This window comes from Bacillus sp. CHD6a (genome assembly GCF_001293645.1).
In the GTDB taxonomy this organism is placed as follows: Bacteria; Bacillota; Bacilli; order Bacillales; family Bacillaceae_I; genus Sutcliffiella_A.
On sequence record NZ_LBMD01000017.1, the window covers coordinates 14,151 to 32,714 of the forward strand.

An 18,564-nucleotide genomic window follows, 5' to 3' on the forward strand; every position below is an offset into this window, starting at 1 on the left:
AGGCAACCTCGGAATGCTAATTGGGATTAGTCGTTATCGTGCTCGTCTTTTTCACCTTCGCGATGGTCCGTGTCAGCATGACCATTCTTTGTCTTCTTTAAGATGTTGAAGATTTCTTTTGCTGTATCGGTGTTGTCAATTTTACCAGTGAATTTATTCATACCAGGTCCATATGCATACACTTGTACGTCTTCTCCTGTATGACCGTCTGTTGTCCAGCCAGTTCCAGTGCGAAGGTCAAAAATTCTTTCAATGGCGTTGTCAATTTCCGTAAGTTCGCCACTTGTTTCTTTTGCATCCTTAACAGATTGAATTTCTTCTGGAGTTAATTCAAGATCAATATATTCTTTTAACGTTTCTTCAACAGGCGCACCTTCTACGATTTTCTTAGCGATAAAGTCAGGAGTCTTCTTCGCTGCTTTTATTGCAGTTGGATCCCATTTGTATTCTCCGTCACGTCCCATTGCCATACCACCAGTGGAGTGGTCTGCAGTCGCGATTACAAGAGTATGCTTGTCCTTTTTAGCAAAGTCAATTGCTGCTTGGAACGCTTGCTCGAAGTCTTGCATATCACTCATTGCACCAACGATATCATTATCATGGCCAGCCCAGTCAATTTGACTTCCTTCTACCATTAAGAAGAAGCCTTTTTTGTTGTTATCCAGGCGGTCAAGGGCAGAATTTGTCATTTCTTTAAGGGAAGGCTGCTCTTCAGAACGGTCGATCATTTTTTCTAACCCTTTTGGTGCGAAAAGACCTAATACTTGTTCGTTATCATCATTTAACATTTCATCACGAGTTGTTACATAAGAATAGCCATCTTTTTGGAATTCTTTTGTCAGATCACGATCTCCACGGACAAAATAGTTTGTCCCACCACCTAGAAGAACGTCGACTTTATGTTTGCCGTTGATAAGATCGTCATAGTAATCATCGGCGATTTGATTGTAGTTGTTACGGGATTCATCATGTGCTCCAAATGCTGCAGGAGTAGCATGATTGATTTGAGAAGTTGCTACAAGACCAGTAGATTTCCCGTTTTCTTTTGCTTGCTCTAGGACAGTTTTTACGTCTTCTTTTTCCATATCAACAGCGATAGCACCGTTATACGTTTTAATACCAGCAGACATCGAAGTTGCAGCTGCGGCAGAGTCTGTTACACTTTCTTCTTCATCCGAAGAGTGAGTGGACTGCATACCTACAAGATAAGGATCGTACGCAGTTTCTTCCATTTCAGGAGTGTTCGGGTCATTGTTAAGGGTACGATGAGCTGATGTATAGGAATTCCCCATTCCGTCTCCAATCAAGAAGATAACATTGCGAATTTCATCTTTGCTAGCACCTTTATCTTTATCAGCGGAAGCTTGATTTATAGCAAAACCGCTTACTGCAAGAGAAGCAGCCATAGTTACTGTTAAAAGTTTTTTAGAAAACATAATAACCTCCTAAATAGTAAGTTTATGAATCTTTCAAGAGTAATTATATAAAGAAAGTATTAAGCTAGTCTTGAGATAGAGTTAAGGTTGATTTACAAGTATATAACAGATTCATTACATACTACGGGTATAATGATTCAGGACTTTATGATTAATTTTTTGAGTGGGTGGGACTTTAGCGCTTTAAAGAATGTGGGGTCAGACCCCTTTTTTCTTTTTTTATAGAAGGACTTCTAACCTACCTATCGAATTAATAGGTATATCAAAATAATAATTAAGAGGGTTGGTTCGTGATGAGGATTATGGAGCTGAGAGGGAAGGATCGATTGCTTGAGCAGGCAATTCATGTATTTTGGCAACAGTGGGGAAGTGAGGAGAACTTTAAGTTTTATGAAGATGCGATTCTTCATTCTGCTACAACCTCTTCTGATATTCCAAGGTTTTATGTGGCAGTTGAAGAGGGTGAAATTATAGGTACGTATGCTATTTTAAGAAACGATCTGAATAGTCGTCAGGATTTGTGTCCATGGTTGGCGTGCCTTTATGTGGCGGAGAAGCATAGAGGGAAGGGGATAGGTGCAAAGCTTCTCGATCATGGATTAAGCGAGGCAGCAGAAAAAGGCTATGAAAATCTGTACTTAACGACAGATTTAGAAAACTATTATGAGAGATACGGCTGGAAAAATAGCGGTATCGTATATGGAGCAGACGGTGGCTCCATTAAACTGTATGAGAAAAGGACTGCACAATAAAATATAATAAAATCCGGATGAAGAGATCAACCTCCATCCGGATTTTTCGTCTTATTTTTTCACTTTCACATCATAGCGATCTGCATCCATTACTTTCACCCATGCAGCCACAAAGTCATTTACAAACTTTTCTTGGCTGTCGTCTTGTGCGTACACTTCGACAAGGGCACGAAGAACAGAGTGGGAACCAAAGACAAGGTCTACTCTTGTAGCAGTACGGATGAGCTCGCCTGTTTGACGGTCACGCGCTTCGTAGTAACCTTCTCCCTCTACTGGCTTCCATTCGACCCCCATATCAAGCAAGGTCACAAAGAAGTCATTGGTGAGCGTACCTACTCGCTCAGTAAAGACGCCGTGCTTCGTGTCGCCGTGGTTGGCACCAAGAACACGCATGCCTCCAAGAAGGACGGTCAATTCTTTTGCAGAAAGGTCCATAAGTTGAGCTTTGTCCACCATGAACTCTTCCGGTTTCAAAGAGTATTCCTTCTTATGGTAGTTACGGAATGCATCCGATACAGGCTCGAGCACTTCGAAGTTCTCTTCATCTGTTTGGTCCTGTGTGGCATCACCACGACCTGGCGTGAATGGAACATTTACATCAAAGCCGGCATCCTTGGCAGCTTTCTCAACGGCTGCACTTCCTCCGAGGACGATAAGGTCGGCAAGGCTAACTTTTTTATCCAAGCTTTGTTGCAAGTCTTCTAACACGTTCAGCGCTTTTGCAAGCTGCTCTGGCTCGTTTGCTTCCCAGTCGTTTTGAGGGGAGAGGCGAACACGGGCACCATTTGCGCCACCACGTCTATCCGAATGACGGTAGGTGCTTGCAGAAGCCCAAGCTGTTTTCACAAGCTCGCTGACAGAAAGACCACAATTCAATAGTTTAGCTTTAAGATCTTCAATCTCCGCATCCGTTAATGTGTAGTCCACCTTTGGAATGGGATCCTGCCAAATAAATTCTTCTTCTGGCACTTCTGGTCCTAAGTATCTGTCGCGTGGCCCCATGTCACGGTGAAGCAGCTTAAACCATGCGCGTGCAAAGGCATCGGCAAACTCATCCGGGTTCTGATGGAAGCGGCGAGAGATCTTTTCGTATTCAGGGTCCATGCGCATCGCCATGTCCGCAGTCGTCATCATTGTTTTTACTTTTTTGGACGGATCGTGAGCGTCTGGAGCTAAATGCGCTTCATCGGGATCGATAGGTGCCCATTGGTAGGCGCCAGCTGGACTTTTTGTCAGCTCCCACTCATACCCAAACAGCAAATCAAAATAGCTCATATCCCATTTAGTTGGAGTTGGGGTCCAAGCACCTTCAATGCCACTTGTGATGGTGAATGCGCCGTGGCCAGTTTCATGAGAACTCTTCCAACCAAATCCTTGGTGCTCAAGGCCTGCTCCTTCTGGTTCTTCTGTCACATGAGATGGGTCCCCTGCACCATGTGCTTTTCCGAAAGTATGACCGCCGGCAGTCAATGCTACGGTTTCCTCATCATTCATTCCCATCCGTTTGAAGGTATCACGAATATCAAAGGCACTTTTCAACGGATCTGGCTCACCATTAGGACCTTCTGGATTCACATAAATTAGTCCCATTTGCACGGCAGCAAGCGGGTTCTCCAAGTCACGTTCGCCGGAATAACGGTTGTCACCAAGCCATTCCTTTTCAGGACCCCAGTTTACATCTTCCTCAGGCTGCCAAATATCTTCACGGCCGCCACCGAATCCAATTGTCTTTCCACCCATGGATTCAATCGCCACATTTCCTGTAAAAACAAGCAAGTCTGCCCATGAGAGCTTGTTGCCGTATTTCTTTTTAATCGGCCAAAGCAGACGGCGTGCCTTGTCCAGGTTTCCATTATCAGGCCAGCTGTTTAATGGTGCAAAACGCTGCGATCCGCTTCCGCCGCCTCCGCGTCCATCTGCTTGGCGGTATGTACCTGCAGCATGCCAGGACATACGAATAAAGAAGGGCCCGTAATGTCCATAGTCCGCTGGCCACCAGTCCTGGCTGTCTGTCATAAGATTATGTAAGTCTTCTTTTAAACTTGCATAATCAATCTTTTGAAATTCTTCTGCATAATTAAAATCTTCCCCAAGTGGGTTTGTCTTCATGTCGTGCTGGTGAAGCACATGTAAATCAAGTTGATTTGGCCACCAGTCTTTGTTCTTTGTTACTACAACAGGCTTTTCGGAACTTTTCCCTGTAAACGGGCACTTTCCAACGTTCTCATTGTCCATACATCTTTTCCCCTTTCTGTTTTGAGAAGAGTAAATAGCATTTTAACTTGCCCTACAACGTACGAAACCACGAAATGAGACAACATCAATTCTTACATTGTAATTATAATAAATAATCAGGCAAATAAAAAGAAATATGCGGAAATTTCAATAACTTTTACCAAAGTAAAGAATTAGCCGCTTCTTTTCAACTAGTTTACGAAAAGATAGTATGAACATTTTTCCAATTATTTATCCGATGAAAAAGGAAATAGGAACGTGCATGGGGAAGTGTTTGTCTTAAATAAAAAGTCCCCCTACTAGTAGAGAGGACAAGCTGGCAGCGAATTTATGTTACCAATTGTTTTATGAGTTTTTTGTTTCTGTTTTTAAAGATTTCATTATGAGAGGATACCATGGCATAACTATTTGCCTGTGGCTGAATATATTGCTTTGCTTTGTTAACTGCATTTGCAGCATCCTGGAATGCACCTGCTATAAGATGCAATTTTCCATCATGCTTTAATATATCGCCTGCAGCATAAAGGCCGGGTACGGTCGTTTCGCTGTTTGCATTGCCATTAATATAATAGGTGTCTACCATTTCAATAGGAAGATCGCTATTTTCTATTAATGCTCCGTCTCTTTCATACCCATGACTGATGATAATTTCATCAATGGCTAAATAAGACACCTCACCTGTTTGATGATTCGTTAGCTCCACTCGTTCAATAACTTCATGGTTGGAATTTGCGATAAGCTTAGTAATCGAGGATTGGAAAAAGCATGCCGCAGAACTGTTTAAGAGCTGAGATACCTGGGCCTCATGTGCGGACAATGCTTCTTTACGATATATGACATACACCTGCTTGGCAATTGGCTCCAGCTCGTTTGCCCAATCAATTGCCGAATTCCCACCGCCAGAAATAATAATGGTTTTATCTTTAAAATGCTTTAAGGATTTTACCGTATAGTTTAAATTTGTTACTTCAAACCGATCCGCACCCTCAATATCTAGTTTTTGTGGATGGAGAATGCCTCCTCCTACCGCGACAATAACCGTTTTAGAATAATGCCGTTCTCCAAGGGAATCCTCAAGGATAAAGAGACCTTCTTCCTTTCTTGAAATGGAAACTACCTTTCTATTTAAAACAACCTCCGGATTAAATGTTAGCCCCTGTTCCACCAGTTGTTCCATTAACGTAGCACCTGGAACAGGCGTCAATCCGCCAACATCCCAAATCATCTTTTCAGGATATACATGAATTTTTCCACCCAATTGTGGCTGATACTCTATCAGTTTCGTTTTCATTTCTCTAAGACCGCTATAAAAAGCAGAGTAAAGCCCAGCTGGACCTCCGCCAATAATCGTCACATCCAAAACATCCGTGTTCAAACCAGTCACTCCCTCTACAAGTTAAATAAAATTGATTATCATTCTCAATTAAGTATATAACTATTTTACTAGTTTATGCAATAAGGATAGGATGACGATTATTCTATATAGTAGATCTGGCCTTTGTTGATGCCTTTATGTGGGAGATTTAAAGTAGGAAGAGATTTAGAAGCACTACTTATAGAAGGGATACAGACAAACTCTCTGAACTGTTTGTTAGAGATGGTGTTGCCAAGCCCCAGCAAAGAGTAGTCTTTAACTGTGCGCGATAATGGATCCATTTCTTTATGCCCGCATGCAACACATGTCTTAAGATTATACGGGTCTCCTTTTCATCAATTTCATCACTATATTCCGTTACGGGGGTGCTGAGTTCCTGCTGAATATGGAATCTTTTATTGTCCAGTTAGCGTCAAATAAAGGCCATTCGACACGGACCGATACCCTTCGCGCGACGGTAACCCACCATACCCTTTCATTCCTCCCCAAAAATTTCCTCTCAACAGTCTTATCCGTTACTTTCAAAGAATAAAATACTTACAAGCGCATCAGGAAGGGGGACATACAATGTTTTCCGTTACCGCCATGCAGTCTTTTGAATTGTTTTCTATTGAACATATCCTTACTTTTTTCGTGTTTGTAGGCATTTGCTTTATGTTAGTTCATTTCAGGAGAGACCTGAAGCCGCATCAGAAGAAAATGAAGTGGACATTATTCATTATCTTAATAACATGCGAGATCTCCCATCAGATTTGGGTGCTGTCTACCAACCAATGGGGAGTGGAAGACCTGCCCATTCAGCTTTGCTCTGTTAGCACCTTTATCGCCATGTACCTTTTTCTCAAATCCAACGAAAAACTTTTCCACTTACTTTTTTTCATTGGAGTTTTTCCGCCAATCTTAAGTATGGTTACGCCTGAGATGGTCTACCAATTTCCACACTACCGATTCCTTAAATATTTCCTACATCATTCCGCAATTCCGTTGGCAGTGTTATATTTTATTTTCTACGAAGGATACCGAGTCCCATACAAGGCCGTCATCAGAAGCTTCGTAGCTTTAAACATCTTGGCGACTCCTATCTTTTTCATCAATATGTTCCTAGGTACAAATTTCTTCTATTTAGCAAATCCAACGGAATCAAAAACCATCCTATCTTTCTTTGGATCAGGGTTCTGGTATTATATCAACTTGGAGTTGGCCGCCCTCCTCATCTTCTTTCTCACATATATTCCGATGGCGAGGTTGATACGTAGGGAGGGGAGGATAGCGGGGTGAGGTATCTTCGTTCAGGGCGGAGGAACTGGCGGAGGGGATAGATGTCAATAAGCACATTTCATTGAAAAAGCTGTCAAAATACGCTACTTTCATGTTAGATAGAATTCTTTGAATGGAGAGAGAGACTATGATGGTAGCGTTAGGAATACTCAGCATCATTATTTTAGTTGGAGGATTTTTTGTGACAATCCAAGTAGCGGGAAGCGGGGATAAAAAATACCGTGAGGAAACAAAAGGGAACGTGAGACGACTTAGTTTCATTTATGCTGCATTGTTTGTTGTCATTATAGCTGGATTTTTTGTTTATCTAAGATGGTTTGTTTAAAATAAGGTAATTTTCCTCCCGTTTTTTAGGAACGTGGAGGATTTTTTGGGGATTGGGTGGGGGACGTTGCGAGAGTGGGGATTATATTGTCCACTTTTAAATTTTATTGTCCAATCTCTCAATATATTGTCCATTTGCCACAATATAAAGGCCATTCGACACCGTCCGACACAAGTCGCACCGCCAAGCGACCTACCGTCCCCCTCAAAACAACCTAGGCTCTTCGTCCCCCTCAACAATTCTCCCAACACAAAAACCCCCGTTCAACCAAAACGGGGGCCACTCCTTCAAACCTCTTATAACTTAAACGAACTCTTCAACGACACTATTTCATTAAACACAAGCTTATCTGCAGTTGTATGTTTTGGATCCACATTAAAGTAGCCGTGACGGAAGAATTGGAATTTCTCCTGCGGCGCCACACCCTTCATGTTTTCCTCTACAAAACCATGTAACACTTTCATGGAATTCGGATTCACTTGGTCAAGGAAGGATTTTTCGACAACTTCCACCGATTCCTCTTCCGTCCCAGCAACATTTGCCACCTCTGTCTCGACTTCCTCTTCTGGCTCCTCGTCCAATAACAGAGGTTCGAACAAACGGAACTCAGCTGGAACTGCTTGCGTTGCTTCCACCCAGTGCAAGGTACCTTTTACTTTACGGCCTGTAAAGCCAGTGCCACTCTTCGTTTCTGGGTCGTACGTACAATGGATCTCTACCACATTGCCGTCCTCATCCTTAATAAAATCCTCACACTTAATGAAGTAAGCATGCTTCAGGCGAACCTCATTACCAGGGAAGAGGCGGAAGTATTTTTTCGGTGGATCTTCCATGAAATCTTCTTGCTCGATATAGATTTCGCGGGAGAATGGGATCTGTCTTGTTCCCATTTCCGGATTTTCCGGGTTGATTTCCGCATCCAGCATTTCCACTTGTCCTTCAGGATAATTAGTGATGACCACTTTCAATGGACGAACAACACCCATTGTACGAGGGGACTTCAACTTCAAATCTTCACGCACAAAGTGATCGAGCATTTGCGAGTCAACATATCCGGATCCTTTGGATACACCTGTTTCACGAACGAATGCGCGGATTGCCTCTGGCGTGTACCCTTTACGGCGAAGTCCGGAAATCGTCGGCATACGAGGGTCGTCCCATCCGTCAACAATGCCTTCTTCCACAAGTTTGCGCAGCTTACGCTTACTCATCACGGCATTGGTGATGTTTAAACGGCCAAACTCGATTTGCTGTGGCGTTCCAGCCATTTCCGTTTCTTCCACTACCCAGTTGTATAATGGACGTTGATCTTCAAATTCAATCGTACAAATAGAGTGCGTCACATCTTCCAGCGCATCCTCGATAGGGTGGGCGAAGGCATACATTGGGTAGATGCACCACTTGTCTCCTGTATTATGGTGGGTTGCATGAGAAATACGATAGATGACCGGGTCTCGTAGGTTAATGTTCGGTGACTTATTGTCAATTTTTGCACGAAGCACTTTTTCCCCGTTGCCAAATTCGCCATTGCGCATGCGCTCGAATAAGTCCAGGTTCTCTTCCGCCGAGCGGTCACGGTACGGACTGTCTTTTCCAGGCTCTTTTAACGTACCACGGTAAGCGCGGATTTCATCAGCAGAAAGATCATCCACATACGCTTTGCCCTTTTTTATTAAAAGAACTGCGCGATTGTACATCTCTTCAAAGTAATCAGAGGCAAAGAATAGTCCGTCCCAATCATAGCCAAGCCATTTTACGTCTTCCTTAATGGAGTTAACATATTCAACGTCTTCTTTTAAAGGGTTGGTGTCGTCAAAGCGCAGATTCGTTTTTCCGTTGAACTCGTCTGCAAGGTCAAAGTTGATGACAATGGACTTTGCGTGTCCGATATGTAGGTAACCGTTAGGCTCTGGAGGGAAGCGAGTGATGACATGGTTGCGTTTGCCGGATTCCAAGTCCTCTTTTATGATATTTCGAATAAAATTCGAGTTTGCTGGGTTATGTTCCAAGTTTTTCAACCTTCCTTATATAAGAATGCCGGGGGATAGCGGGCCATTTCAGCAGTTTTCCCCACATTTATGATAGTCAATATTGTAACACAACAAATGGCAAGCGCAAAAGGAACATCAAACTTTTCTAAACACGTTTTGACCATGTCCAAATTTGTTATAATAGTAGAAAAGAATTGCCTATGAGGCAAAGGGGGATGGATAAAAAGTGAATGCCGAAAAAACCATTATTGATAAACTGAATCTGCAAAAATATGAGAACCGTTTATTTTTAAATATGCCTAAAGATGTCGCGGCAGAGTTTAAAGGGTTGGAATTCGACACTGCCATTGAAAAGGACAAGTATGACCTGATATTCTTGTTTATGTTCTCGATGGATGACTTCCATAATTACGTCCAAACGGTAAAGGAAAAGCAGCTACTTTCTCATAACGGCTACATGTATGTCGCCTATCCGAAAAAAGGTAACAAAGTTTATCCAGAATATATTGAGCGGGACAGCTTTTATGCAGATCTAAATCTGGATGAAGAAAAGTACTTGCCAAACAGTACTCTTAAATTCTCGAGAATGGTCAGTTTGAACGAGATTTTCACGGTTGTGGGGCTAAAATCCACCCCTAAGAAAGCAACCAAACAAATGAGCGCCAAGAGTCAATGTGTGGATGACTACATCGTACACATTGAAGACATTAAGAGCTTCTTGAAAAATAATGACGCGGTATTAGCAAAATATAACGATCTGACATACGGCTACCAAAAGGATTGGGCGCGTTATGTCTATAGTGCCAAAAGGGCGGAGACACAGGAAAAAAGGCTGCACGAAATGGTCGCAATTATTGACGAAGGACATAAATCAATGGATCTATATAGAAGAAGTAAAAAATAATAGATAAGATATGGCGCAGCTTATTTCGATGAGGCTGCGCTTTTCCTTATCATGAAAGCCTCTCCTATTAAATAAGTTGTATTATGAGGAGGGGACAGAATGAGCTATGAACCTATTACTCCATGGGAAGAGCATGAATTCTGGCTGGGCATCTTAAAGGACCATGCCTATTTTATTAGAGATTATCTATCATCAGAAGAAAAGAATTGGGTCAAACAGGCGGAAACATTTGTTGAGACTTTTGCGAAAGTGGAGCGGGAGCTGAAGAAGGTTCCAAGAGACGCACCTGTGGATTCAAGACCAATGATCATGCTTTCTGAAATGGCAAATGAAGTGGCTTACAAGTATTACTTGTTTGAAGGAAATTTATTGAATCTAAGACTTTTCAATCAAGTTAATTTAAATTTGACTCCAACCTATTTGAACGGGACGCTTTTGGAAAATAGGGAATACTTGAGGATCTTAGAAAGCTATGTTCAGGGGGAAGACTATCCTGCGTTAACGCTGGTTGAACTGTTAAGCATGTGGCTAGATGATCAGTTAGGGCACGCTTCCCTATTATTGAGGGTGTTAGACGGCGTGGAATTTGCGTTAATTGAAAGGGCTAATCATGTTAAAGGAAAGTTCTCGCAGTTTATTGTGAAGAACGACATGATAGAAGGCTATCTCCATTTTGCAGAACCCGGTTTCCCTGCCCAGATGCGATTTGCAAAAGAAGTATCGGTCGAAGTGGTGAAGTTTAATAATCTGGTGGCTGAAGTGCTGGAGCTGTATTTGAACGATGAACTCATCAATCAAAGCACGTTGCGATTTCTTGAACATCATTTTCCGGAGTCATGTTACTTCATGAGAAAGCTGTCTTATTATGCACCATCTATCCATTTTCCGGCATGTAAGCTGACAAAGCCTACGGTCAGGAAATAAACGTAATAGTAACGAGAAAACACACTACCAGGTGGTGTGTTTTTTTAAGTAGATAAAATAGTTTACATTCCCCATAAGAGGGGAAATTTAAAAAGAGAACATGTTAAAGGATGTGTCAGGATTGTCCTCTACTATTACAACTTACGTATTTGACGTGTATGGAACCTTATTTGATGTTCATTCTGTAAAAGAAAAAGCGGATGAATTGTTTGACGGGAGAGGGACGGAAATCAGTGAAATATGGAGGAGAAAACAATTGGAGTACTCGTTCCTTCGTCAACTAATGGGGAATTATGAAAAGTTCTCCGACGTAACGGAGGATTCTCTGAAATATGCTCTCAATCAACTGTCCATTTCTTATTCTAAAATAGAAGTGGATTCTCTCTTAGAACAATATATTTCTCTGCGTGCCTATGAGGAAGTGCAGCATGTTTTAAGCACGCTTAAAGAGAAAGGGAAGGTTCTGGCGGTCTTCTCCAACGGATCTCGTGACATGCTGGAGCCTTTGGTGGAACAAGCAGGATTGAGGAACTATTTCGATCACATCATCAGTGTGGATGATATCAAGCAATATAAACCTACACCTGCTTCCTATACAAGTATCCTGAAAGTGTTAGGTGTGAAAAGGGAAGAAGTCCTTTTCATGTCTTCCAATGGGTGGGATATTAGCGGAGCCAAAAATTTTGGTTTTCATACTGCTTGGATTAACCGAAACCATTTGCCGCAAGAAGAATTGGGATTAGCACCAGATTACACAGTGGATGCACTAGATGGCATTCTAAATTGAAAATAATAGGAGGAAACGAATATGGGATATCTTAAATTAAAAGACAAAGCACCTGAATTTAAACTTACTCAAACAACAGGAGAAACTTTCTCGTTTGACGCCCACCAAAAGGAGCATGAGGCATGGCATTTGATTGTATTTTTCCGTGGATCATGGTGTCCAGTCTGTCAAGATGAATTGAAAGAGTTAGAGGAAAGCAAAGGATATTTTGAGGACAAAAAGGTACATGTGCTGGCCATTTCTACAGAAGAAGCAGACAAACTGAAGGAAATGGTATCGGAATATGATTTGACTATGCCTGTTCTTTCAGACCCGAAGCTTGAAGCTTTAGAGGCATATGGTGTTTATTATCACGGAGAAGATGCTCCATATGAAGACCATGGAGTTCACGGGGAACCAGCTTACTTCCTTGTAGATGAAAAGGGAAAACTACTCTATCAACAAAGGCAGACAAGTCCATTTGGCAGACCATCTGTATCTGAACTTAGAAAAATCGTGAAATATATTGGAAAAAATCTTAAATAGACTTGCTTCTAATAGGAAAACCGACTCTTGCATAACATTGCCAAGAGCCGGTTTTTTTATGTTAGTGTGGCATTTGCCCTTGATTTGGAACTGTCACATAGCTTTGCAGCATCGTATTCATATCCTGCATAGCTAGCTGTGGCACTTGGTAGTATTGATGTTTATTTTGGTACAAGAATATTTCATAGCTCATTTCAATAAAGTTTGGCACGCTGTCTGCAACAACACGACGCAACACCGGATTGGTCATTTCAAGCGCCGTCATGGCAAGCAGAGTTGCCAAGCCTTTGGTATGACCGAGCATATAGGCGGAAAGGCCATTGTCTGCAAGGTCGCTCACGGATTGGTTTGGTTTTTTCGGCTGTGTTGGTTGAATGCCATACACCACATCATGTGTTTGGGTCATTTTATAAACTTGAGTGGAAACGGAAGGCTTTTGGCCGGTGCGGAAGCTCTCCACTATCGTATTATACATTTGGGTTACAAAAGTTGTTTGGCGTGTCTGGATATCTTTTAACACCGGATCTTGGATATGCTGCTCATACATTTGGTATTGATCCAACATATTAATAATTGTAGCAATTACTTCATGAGCATCATAAAGCTCGTGCCCACCGTGATTTGTGCTTGCCGTTTGTGAACCGGGCATATTCATATTCATGTTTGGCGGCATTGAATTCTGCCCTTGCTGGTTAGGTTGGTTTTGGTTTTGCATCGTTTTCATCTCTCCTTAAAATGGCATTCTTTTTTATCATGAGCAAAATTAGCCTAATCATGTATGAGAAGCATTGGGAGAAAATATACTTTTCATAGTGGACAGGAGTTTCAATCTGGATGATGAATAGTTATCGGTGGAGGGATAGTGATGATGGAAACGCTGAAGAAGGTGCTGTTGCTTGTATCAGTATTGGGACAAGTAGTGGGTGTGGTTTTACTTATCGTTAACATGTGGCTGGGGGTTTTATTTTACCTATTCTACTTGCTTGCAATCATCGCACTCTTCATTGTGCTCATTGTAGAGCGGGCCAAGGAAAAAGAGGAGGATGACAAAAATGATTATAGTGACTACTGAGTTCATACCCGGGAAAAAAATTGTGGATCTGAAGGGATTTGTCAAAGGAAGCACGGTCCAATCCAAGCATATTGGGAAGGATCTTTTGGCAGGATTAAAGACTATTGTCGGTGGGGAGATTAAAGAATACTCAGAAATGATGCAGGAGGCTCGGCAAAAAGCAATCGGAAGGATGGTGGAGGATGCGAAGAGCAAAGGAGCGAACGCCATCATTTGTGTTCGTTTGGAGACTTCGAGCGTGATGGCGAATGCTTCTGAAATCATAGCGTACGGAACGGCGGTAACGGTGGAATAGAAAAAAAGAAAGCGCTTGGGAAGTTCTGTTACTTCCAATAAGCGCTTTCTAAAGCTGTTTATTTTACTTTCACAGTATTTGCTTTTTTACTTTCCACACCGGTATTGGAAACCGAAGTCACGCCATATGTGTAGAGCTTGCCTTCTTCGATGGTGCTGTCCACATATGTGGTAACACCTTCTGTTGCATACACAACATCCAAGATATTAGCAGGGTTGTTGTAATCCCCATCTTTCTTTCCTTCAAAGCGATAGATGACATACTTTCTTGCATCTGTTTGTTTTTTATCATCAATGGTAAGAGTGATGCTGCCGTCTGCTTTCTTTGCTTTTACCTTGTTTGGCTTTTTGGGTAGCTGTTCTCCGTTCCATGGGGTAGCAGGAACTAGTGCAGGCTCCGTATAAATTTCATTTGTAAGGATGTCAGCATAGCCAAGGTTATTTTTGATGATTTGTCTAAGGGAGAAGTGCATTTGTCCAAGTGCATTATCATCCATGCGATTGTCTAAAATTTGTCCAGGAAGTTCGTATGGGTCATACCAGTTTTGATCAAAGTTGTCTCCAACCTTGTAGTCCGCTGTCCCAATATACAAATTCACAGGATGGTTATGTGCATATTCTTGGACCTCATTGCTCCACCAGTCAAGTAGAATGGAATAGTTGGCCACTGCTAGGCCTCGGGACCAATAGATTTGCGGGGTGATATAGTCGATGCTGCCGTCTTTGATCCATTGTCTTGTATCGGCGTAAAGATCATCATAGTTTGTCTGTCCTGCTTGAGTTTCACTTCCTGTCGGATCTTTGTCAATATTTCTCCACACGCCAAACGGGGAAATACCAAACTGTACCCAACTTTTAGTTTCTTTGATAGTAGAATTAATGGCAGACACTAGGCTGTTTACATTGTCGCGTCTCCAATCCTCCATGTTATCAAAACCGCGCGGATCCGCTTCATATTGTGCTTGATCCGGGAATTCCTCACCAGCTCTGCGATAAGGATAAAAGTAGTCATCCATATGAACGGCCTCAATGTCATAGTTCGTCACAAGTTCCCGAACAGTAGACAACAGGTAATCCTGCACTCCCTGGATTCCAGGATTCAAATAGTATTGATATCCACATTTAACAACCCACTCAGGATGTTCTTTTGCAACATTATCCTCTGAAAGGCTCTCTAATGTTTCAAAAGGCATGGTCACACGATACGGGTTCACCCATGCATGCACTTCGATGCCGCGCGCATGAGATTCATCAATCATGATTTGAAGCGGATCATATCCAGGATCTGTTCCTTGTGCCCCTCCAGTAACATATTTGGACCAAGGATCAATGTCGGAAGGATAAAAAGCATCTGCGGTCGGTTTCACCTGATAAATGATGGTGTTAAAGTTCTTCCCTTTTAGAAAATCAAGTGTCTGTTGTACCCATGCGGTATAATCTGCTTCGCTCATGCCTGCTTTCACATCAATGTTTTGAACGGTGGCAATCCAGGCAGCCCTCATCTCATGCTTGGGTTGCAGCGTCATTTCTGCACTCCCTTTTCCAGTGAAAAAAGGGAGAGTGAAGGAAAATAATAATGCCGTAATCAATATGTACTTACATGCTTGTCCAAATTTCATTAGTAGCCCTCGCTTTCTCATTTTTAATTTAGTAAACGCTTACATTTGTTGAAACAATATTTCAATAGTTAACAGAAAAATTGAAATATTATTTCTGTTTTTATTATAAAAGTGATGACAAATATGGGATATAAGACCAAAGTAGTAAATAACAGAATATTCTAAAATGTTTAGTGGTACATTAGGCTTATTTTTTTGAAAAACCTATTTACCTTTACGCTACGGTAAGGTGTACACTGAATGGGTCAGGAGGTGATGAGAGGTGGAATACACGGTACAGAAATTAGCAAAAATGGCTGGAGTGACAGGCAGGACGCTGCGCTATTATGATGAAATCGGAATTCTCAAGCCGGCGAGAATGAGTGCTTCAGGATATCGAATCTACGGGCAGGAGGAAGTGGATAAGCTTCAGCAAATCCTCTTTTACCGGGAGCTCGAAATGGACCTTGATAGCATCCAAAAAATCATCAACGCTCCATCTTTTAATGAAGTGGAAGCACTTAAAGAACACCGTGACAAACTTCTGACAAAGCAAAAGCGGCTGGAGGGTCTCATTAAAAGTGTAGACCGGACACTAGCTGCGAAAGAAGGGAGCATTACCATGACGAATAAAGAAAAGTTTGAAGCATTCAAGCAGAACATAATAAATGAAAACGAAGAGAAATATGGAAAAGAAATTAGAGGGAAATACGGCAATGAAACGATTGATCAATCAAATGCCAAGCTGAAAGGCATGTCAAAGAATCAGTACGAACAAGGAGAAAAGCTGGGAGAAGAAGTTCTCCAGGTTTTAAGCAAAGCATTTCAAACCGGAGACCCTGCTGGAGAGCTTGCACAAAAAGCAGCAGACTTGCACCGTCAGTGGTTAGGGCTGTACTGGGATTCCTACTCTAAGGAAGCACATGCTGGGCTTGCTCAGATGTATGTGGATGATGAGCGATTTACAGCTTTTTATGATAAAGAACAACCCGGTACTGCTGAATTTCTGCGAGATGCCATCTATATCTACACAGGAATGTCAAAGCAGTAATGCAAAATTCCTAACTCCTTTTAAAAAAGTTGGGATGTGTCGACCAAGTCTATGTGTATAACAGTTACCAGGTTGATTGGAGTGAAAGGAGCGCAGACTCCAGCGGGAGGAAAGGACATGGGAGACCCCGCAGGGCGCAGCCCGAGGAGGCTTCCGGACTGCCCGCGGAAAGCGAAGCTCTTGTAAAGGAGATCAACCGTTAAAGTTATAACCAATGAAATAAATGATTTGTCACCAGTCCCTCCCCCATTTAATGGGGTAGGGAATTTTCTACTAATCTACAAATATTGACTTTCGAGTGAAACTATAATAGAATTTCCCTTGATAGTTTATGAGTTTAAACTATCGCTCTTATTTATAGAGCTTATAATACTCCAAAGGGGAGTAGCTGACAGTTATGTCGTCAATACGTGATGAAATAAGTCACCGGCTTAACTGGCAACATTGTTTGATGTTGTTTGCGAGACCTTTGCCACTAAGGTATAGGTTATATAACTTTACAAATAAAACCTCTGCCAGTTTTTGGCGGAGGGTTTTTTATATCTGGATAGGGGGAGAGTTCTAATCTAAAATTAGGTGGAATAGTTAAAGGTAAAGGTAGAAAAAATAAAAGTGGAAATTTTCGGAGGTGAATCCCTTTTTTTGAGGGAAACAATTGGATATTGACAGTATATTAATCATGAACTTACTTTTAGTGGCTTTGTTAATAGGTTTAACAGCGTTCTTCGTTGGGTCGGAGTTTGCAGTGGTAAAGGTGCGTATGTCCCGAGTGGATCAATTGATTGCAGAAGGCAACAAGACTGCGGTAGTAGCCAAAAAGCTTATTGCAGATCTGGATTATTACTTGTCCGCATGTCAACTCGGTATTACGGTTACAGCATTAGGTCTTGGTTGGTTAGGAAAACCGACTGTGGAAAGACTTCTGTATCCTTTATTCGATAGCTTAGGAGTACCTGCGTCCGTTTCTACTGTTGTTTCGTTTGCGGTCGCTTTTTCGCTTGTAACGTTCTTACACGTAGTAGTCGGGGAACTTGCACCGAAGACACTTGCGATTCAGTTTGCAGAAAAGATGACATTGCTTATTGCGAGACCTTTATATTGGTTTGGTAAGCTGATGTACCCGTTAATCTGGGCATTAAACGGTTCAGCGCGTGTGTTGCTTCGCATGTTTGGGGTACAGCCTGCAAGTCATGAGCAGGCCCACTCGGAAGAAGAGCTCAAAATCATTATGACGCAAAGTTTTGAAAGTGGAGAAATTAATCAAACAGAACTATCCTACATGGAAAACATATTCACTTTTGACGAAAGAGTCGCACGGGACATTATGATTCCGCGTGTGCAAATCGTCACTTTATCTAATAGCATGTCCAGAGAAGAAATTATCAGCGTATTGGATGAACACCAGTACACTCGCTATCCTGTTACTGAGGATGGAGACAAAGATAATATTCTCGGGTTCGTGAACGTAAAGGAAATGTTGACAAACTTCGCTGCCGGTAGAGCAGGTGAGATGAAAGACTTCCTTCACGAGCTTCCATTAATTCATGAAGTGACCTCCCTGCAAGATGCCTTATTAAAGATGCAGGAAGAACGTGTTCATATCGCACTCGTCATAGACGAGTACGGTGGTACGGCCGGGATTATCACGATGGAAGATATCCTAGAAGAAATCGTCGGGGAAATCCGTGATGAATTTGATGAAGATGAAGTACCGGATATTCAAGAAATGGAAACAGACCTTTATCATATTAATGGCCTTGTCTTGTTGACAGATATTGAGCAACGGTTCGGGGTATCATTTGATGAGAAGGATGATATCGATACGATCGGTGGCTGGATGCAAGTAATGTTACAGGATCTTGAAGAAGATGAAGAGGAACACATTAAGCATGGTGAAAACATTTGGACAGTGCTCGAAATGGACAATCACCAGGTAAAGCAAGTGGGACTCCGATTGAACGCATTATCCAACCAGCATCAATCTTAAATGTAGTAAAAAGGTGCCGCACTTCCGTGA

At 42.0% G+C, this 18,564-nt stretch carries 18 protein-coding genes; 11 read left to right on the forward strand and 7 right to left on the reverse strand.

The features are described 5' to 3' along the window. Window positions 1-26: 26 nt before the first annotated feature. Window positions 27-1,436: an alkaline phosphatase gene (locus AAV98_RS13560; protein ID WP_060666098.1), complete on the reverse strand. Its 1,410-nt coding sequence runs from the start codon at window positions 1,434-1,436 to the stop codon at window positions 27-29. A 293-nt stretch (window positions 1,437-1,729) separates the two neighbouring features. On the opposite strand from AAV98_RS13560, the gene AAV98_RS13565 reads away from it, so the two are divergent. Beyond that, the gene (locus tag AAV98_RS13565; protein WP_060666180.1) at window positions 1,730-2,188 is read left to right on the forward strand and encodes a GNAT family N-acetyltransferase; all 459 of its coding nucleotides are present in this window, start codon (window positions 1,730-1,732) and stop codon (window positions 2,186-2,188) included. A gap of 51 nt (window positions 2,189-2,239) precedes the next feature. Here AAV98_RS13565 and katG read toward each other — a convergent pair whose 3' ends face one another. The 3 genes from katG to AAV98_RS20290 form a co-directional block, all read right to left on the reverse strand. Further along, window positions 2,240-4,423: a catalase/peroxidase HPI gene (katG, locus tag AAV98_RS13570; protein ID WP_060666099.1), complete on the reverse strand. Its 2,184-nt coding sequence runs from the start codon at window positions 4,421-4,423 to the stop codon at window positions 2,240-2,242. Between the two features lie 328 nt (window positions 4,424-4,751). Beyond that, the gene (locus AAV98_RS13575) at window positions 4,752-5,798 is read right to left on the reverse strand and encodes an NAD(P)/FAD-dependent oxidoreductase (protein ID WP_060666100.1); all 1,047 of its coding nucleotides are present in this window, start codon (window positions 5,796-5,798) and stop codon (window positions 4,752-4,754) included. A 98-nt stretch (window positions 5,799-5,896) separates the two neighbouring features. Continuing rightward, entirely contained in the window at window positions 5,897-6,079 is a 183-nt protein-coding gene (locus AAV98_RS20290; protein ID WP_156317774.1) for a hypothetical protein, read from the reverse strand. A gap of 286 nt (window positions 6,080-6,365) precedes the next feature. Between AAV98_RS20290 and AAV98_RS13580 the strand changes: the two genes are divergently transcribed. Beyond that, a complete protein-coding gene (locus AAV98_RS13580; RefSeq protein WP_060666101.1) occupies window positions 6,366-7,076 on the forward strand; it encodes a YwaF family protein in 711 nt (236 codons plus the stop codon). A 127-nt stretch (window positions 7,077-7,203) separates the two neighbouring features. Beyond that, window positions 7,204-7,401, forward strand: coding sequence for a hypothetical protein (locus AAV98_RS13585; protein WP_060666102.1), 198 nt, complete (start codon window positions 7,204-7,206; stop codon window positions 7,399-7,401). A 296-nt stretch (window positions 7,402-7,697) separates the two neighbouring features. On the opposite strand, the gene AAV98_RS13595 is transcribed toward AAV98_RS13585, so the two are convergent. Beyond that, complete coding sequence (locus tag AAV98_RS13595; RefSeq protein ID WP_060666104.1) at window positions 7,698-9,410, reverse strand: glutamine--tRNA ligase/YqeY domain fusion protein; 1,713 nt, start codon at window positions 9,408-9,410, stop codon at window positions 7,698-7,700. Window positions 9,411-9,618: 208 nt separating this feature from the next. Here AAV98_RS13595 and AAV98_RS13600 point away from each other — a divergent pair, with 208 nt between their 5' ends. The 4 genes from AAV98_RS13600 to AAV98_RS13615 all read left to right on the forward strand — a co-directional run bounded on the left by AAV98_RS13600 (window position 9,619) and on the right by AAV98_RS13615 (window position 12,532). Further along, complete coding sequence (locus AAV98_RS13600) at window positions 9,619-10,296, forward strand: YdeI/OmpD-associated family protein (RefSeq protein WP_060666105.1); 678 nt, start codon at window positions 9,619-9,621, stop codon at window positions 10,294-10,296. 99 nt (window positions 10,297-10,395) lie between these two features. Next, on the forward strand, window positions 10,396-11,220 hold the full coding sequence (locus AAV98_RS13605) for a DUF2935 domain-containing protein (protein WP_060666106.1): 825 nt from the start codon (window positions 10,396-10,398) through the stop codon (window positions 11,218-11,220). A gap of 121 nt (window positions 11,221-11,341) precedes the next feature. After that, a complete protein-coding gene (locus AAV98_RS13610) occupies window positions 11,342-12,007 on the forward strand; it encodes a haloacid dehalogenase type II (protein WP_060666181.1) in 666 nt (221 codons plus the stop codon). Between the two features lie 21 nt (window positions 12,008-12,028). After that, window positions 12,029-12,532: a peroxiredoxin family protein gene (locus AAV98_RS13615; RefSeq protein ID WP_060666107.1), complete on the forward strand. Its 504-nt coding sequence runs from the start codon at window positions 12,029-12,031 to the stop codon at window positions 12,530-12,532. A 61-nt stretch (window positions 12,533-12,593) separates the two neighbouring features. Here AAV98_RS13615 and AAV98_RS13620 read toward each other — a convergent pair whose 3' ends face one another. After that, entirely contained in the window at window positions 12,594-13,247 is a 654-nt protein-coding gene (locus tag AAV98_RS13620) for a spore coat protein (RefSeq protein ID WP_082380895.1), read from the reverse strand. A 150-nt stretch (window positions 13,248-13,397) separates the two neighbouring features. Between AAV98_RS13620 and AAV98_RS13625 the strand changes: the two genes are divergently transcribed. Both AAV98_RS13625 and AAV98_RS13630 read left to right on the forward strand, forming a co-directional pair. Continuing rightward, window positions 13,398-13,604 (forward strand): hypothetical protein, encoded by a 207-nt coding sequence (locus AAV98_RS13625; RefSeq protein WP_060666108.1) that lies wholly within the window; start codon window positions 13,398-13,400, stop codon window positions 13,602-13,604. After that, window positions 13,585-13,899 carry a YbjQ family protein gene (locus tag AAV98_RS13630; protein ID WP_060666109.1) on the forward strand — a complete coding sequence of 105 codons (315 nt, stop codon included), beginning with the start codon at window positions 13,585-13,587 and terminating at the stop codon, window positions 13,897-13,899. Before AAV98_RS13625 ends, AAV98_RS13630 begins: the two co-directional genes overlap by 20 nt. Window positions 13,900-13,957: 58 nt before the next feature. Here the strand turns inward: AAV98_RS13630 and AAV98_RS13635 are convergent, their stop codons facing one another. Further along, entirely contained in the window at window positions 13,958-15,517 is a 1,560-nt protein-coding gene (locus AAV98_RS13635) for a glycoside hydrolase family 10 protein (RefSeq protein WP_060666110.1), read from the reverse strand. Window positions 15,518-15,779: 262 nt separating this feature from the next. Here AAV98_RS13635 and AAV98_RS13640 point away from each other — a divergent pair, with 262 nt between their 5' ends. Beyond that, window positions 15,780-16,547 (forward strand): MerR family transcriptional regulator, encoded by a 768-nt coding sequence (locus tag AAV98_RS13640; protein WP_060666111.1) that lies wholly within the window; start codon window positions 15,780-15,782, stop codon window positions 16,545-16,547. A 661-nt stretch (window positions 16,548-17,208) separates the two neighbouring features. Beyond that, complete coding sequence (locus tag AAV98_RS13645) at window positions 17,209-18,534, forward strand: hemolysin family protein (RefSeq protein ID WP_060666183.1); 1,326 nt, start codon at window positions 17,209-17,211, stop codon at window positions 18,532-18,534. Window positions 18,535-18,564: the final 30 nt, after the last annotated feature.

Excerpts from the sequence above, each read along its gene's own strand:
- AAV98_RS13635 (WP_060666110.1), bottom strand. The coding sequence starts at position 15,517 with ATGAAATTTGGACAAGCATGTAAGTACATATTGATTACGGCATTATTA.
- AAV98_RS13625 (WP_060666108.1), top strand. The coding sequence starts at position 13,398 with ATGATGGAAACGCTGAAGAAGGTGCTGTTGCTTGTATCAGTATTGGGA.
- AAV98_RS13585 (WP_060666102.1), top strand. The coding sequence starts at position 7,204 with ATGATGGTAGCGTTAGGAATACTCAGCATCATTATTTTAGTTGGAGGA.
- AAV98_RS13630 (WP_060666109.1), top strand. The coding sequence starts at position 13,585 with ATGATTATAGTGACTACTGAGTTCATACCCGGGAAAAAAATTGTGGAT.
- AAV98_RS13580 (WP_060666101.1), top strand. The coding sequence starts at position 6,366 with ATGTTTTCCGTTACCGCCATGCAGTCTTTTGAATTGTTTTCTATTGAA.
- AAV98_RS13560 (WP_060666098.1), bottom strand. The coding sequence starts at position 1,436 with ATGTTTTCTAAAAAACTTTTAACAGTAACTATGGCTGCTTCTCTTGCA.
- AAV98_RS13565 (WP_060666180.1), top strand. The coding sequence starts at position 1,730 with ATGAGGATTATGGAGCTGAGAGGGAAGGATCGATTGCTTGAGCAGGCA.
- AAV98_RS13615 (WP_060666107.1), top strand. The coding sequence starts at position 12,029 with ATGGGATATCTTAAATTAAAAGACAAAGCACCTGAATTTAAACTTACT.
- AAV98_RS13605 (WP_060666106.1), top strand. The coding sequence starts at position 10,396 with ATGAGCTATGAACCTATTACTCCATGGGAAGAGCATGAATTCTGGCTG.
- katG (WP_060666099.1), bottom strand. The coding sequence starts at position 4,423 with ATGGACAATGAGAACGTTGGAAAGTGCCCGTTTACAGGGAAAAGTTCC.
- AAV98_RS20290 (WP_156317774.1), bottom strand. The coding sequence starts at position 6,079 with ATGGATCCATTATCGCGCACAGTTAAAGACTACTCTTTGCTGGGGCTT.
- AAV98_RS13620 (WP_082380895.1), bottom strand. The coding sequence starts at position 13,247 with ATGCAAAACCAAAACCAACCTAACCAGCAAGGGCAGAATTCAATGCCG.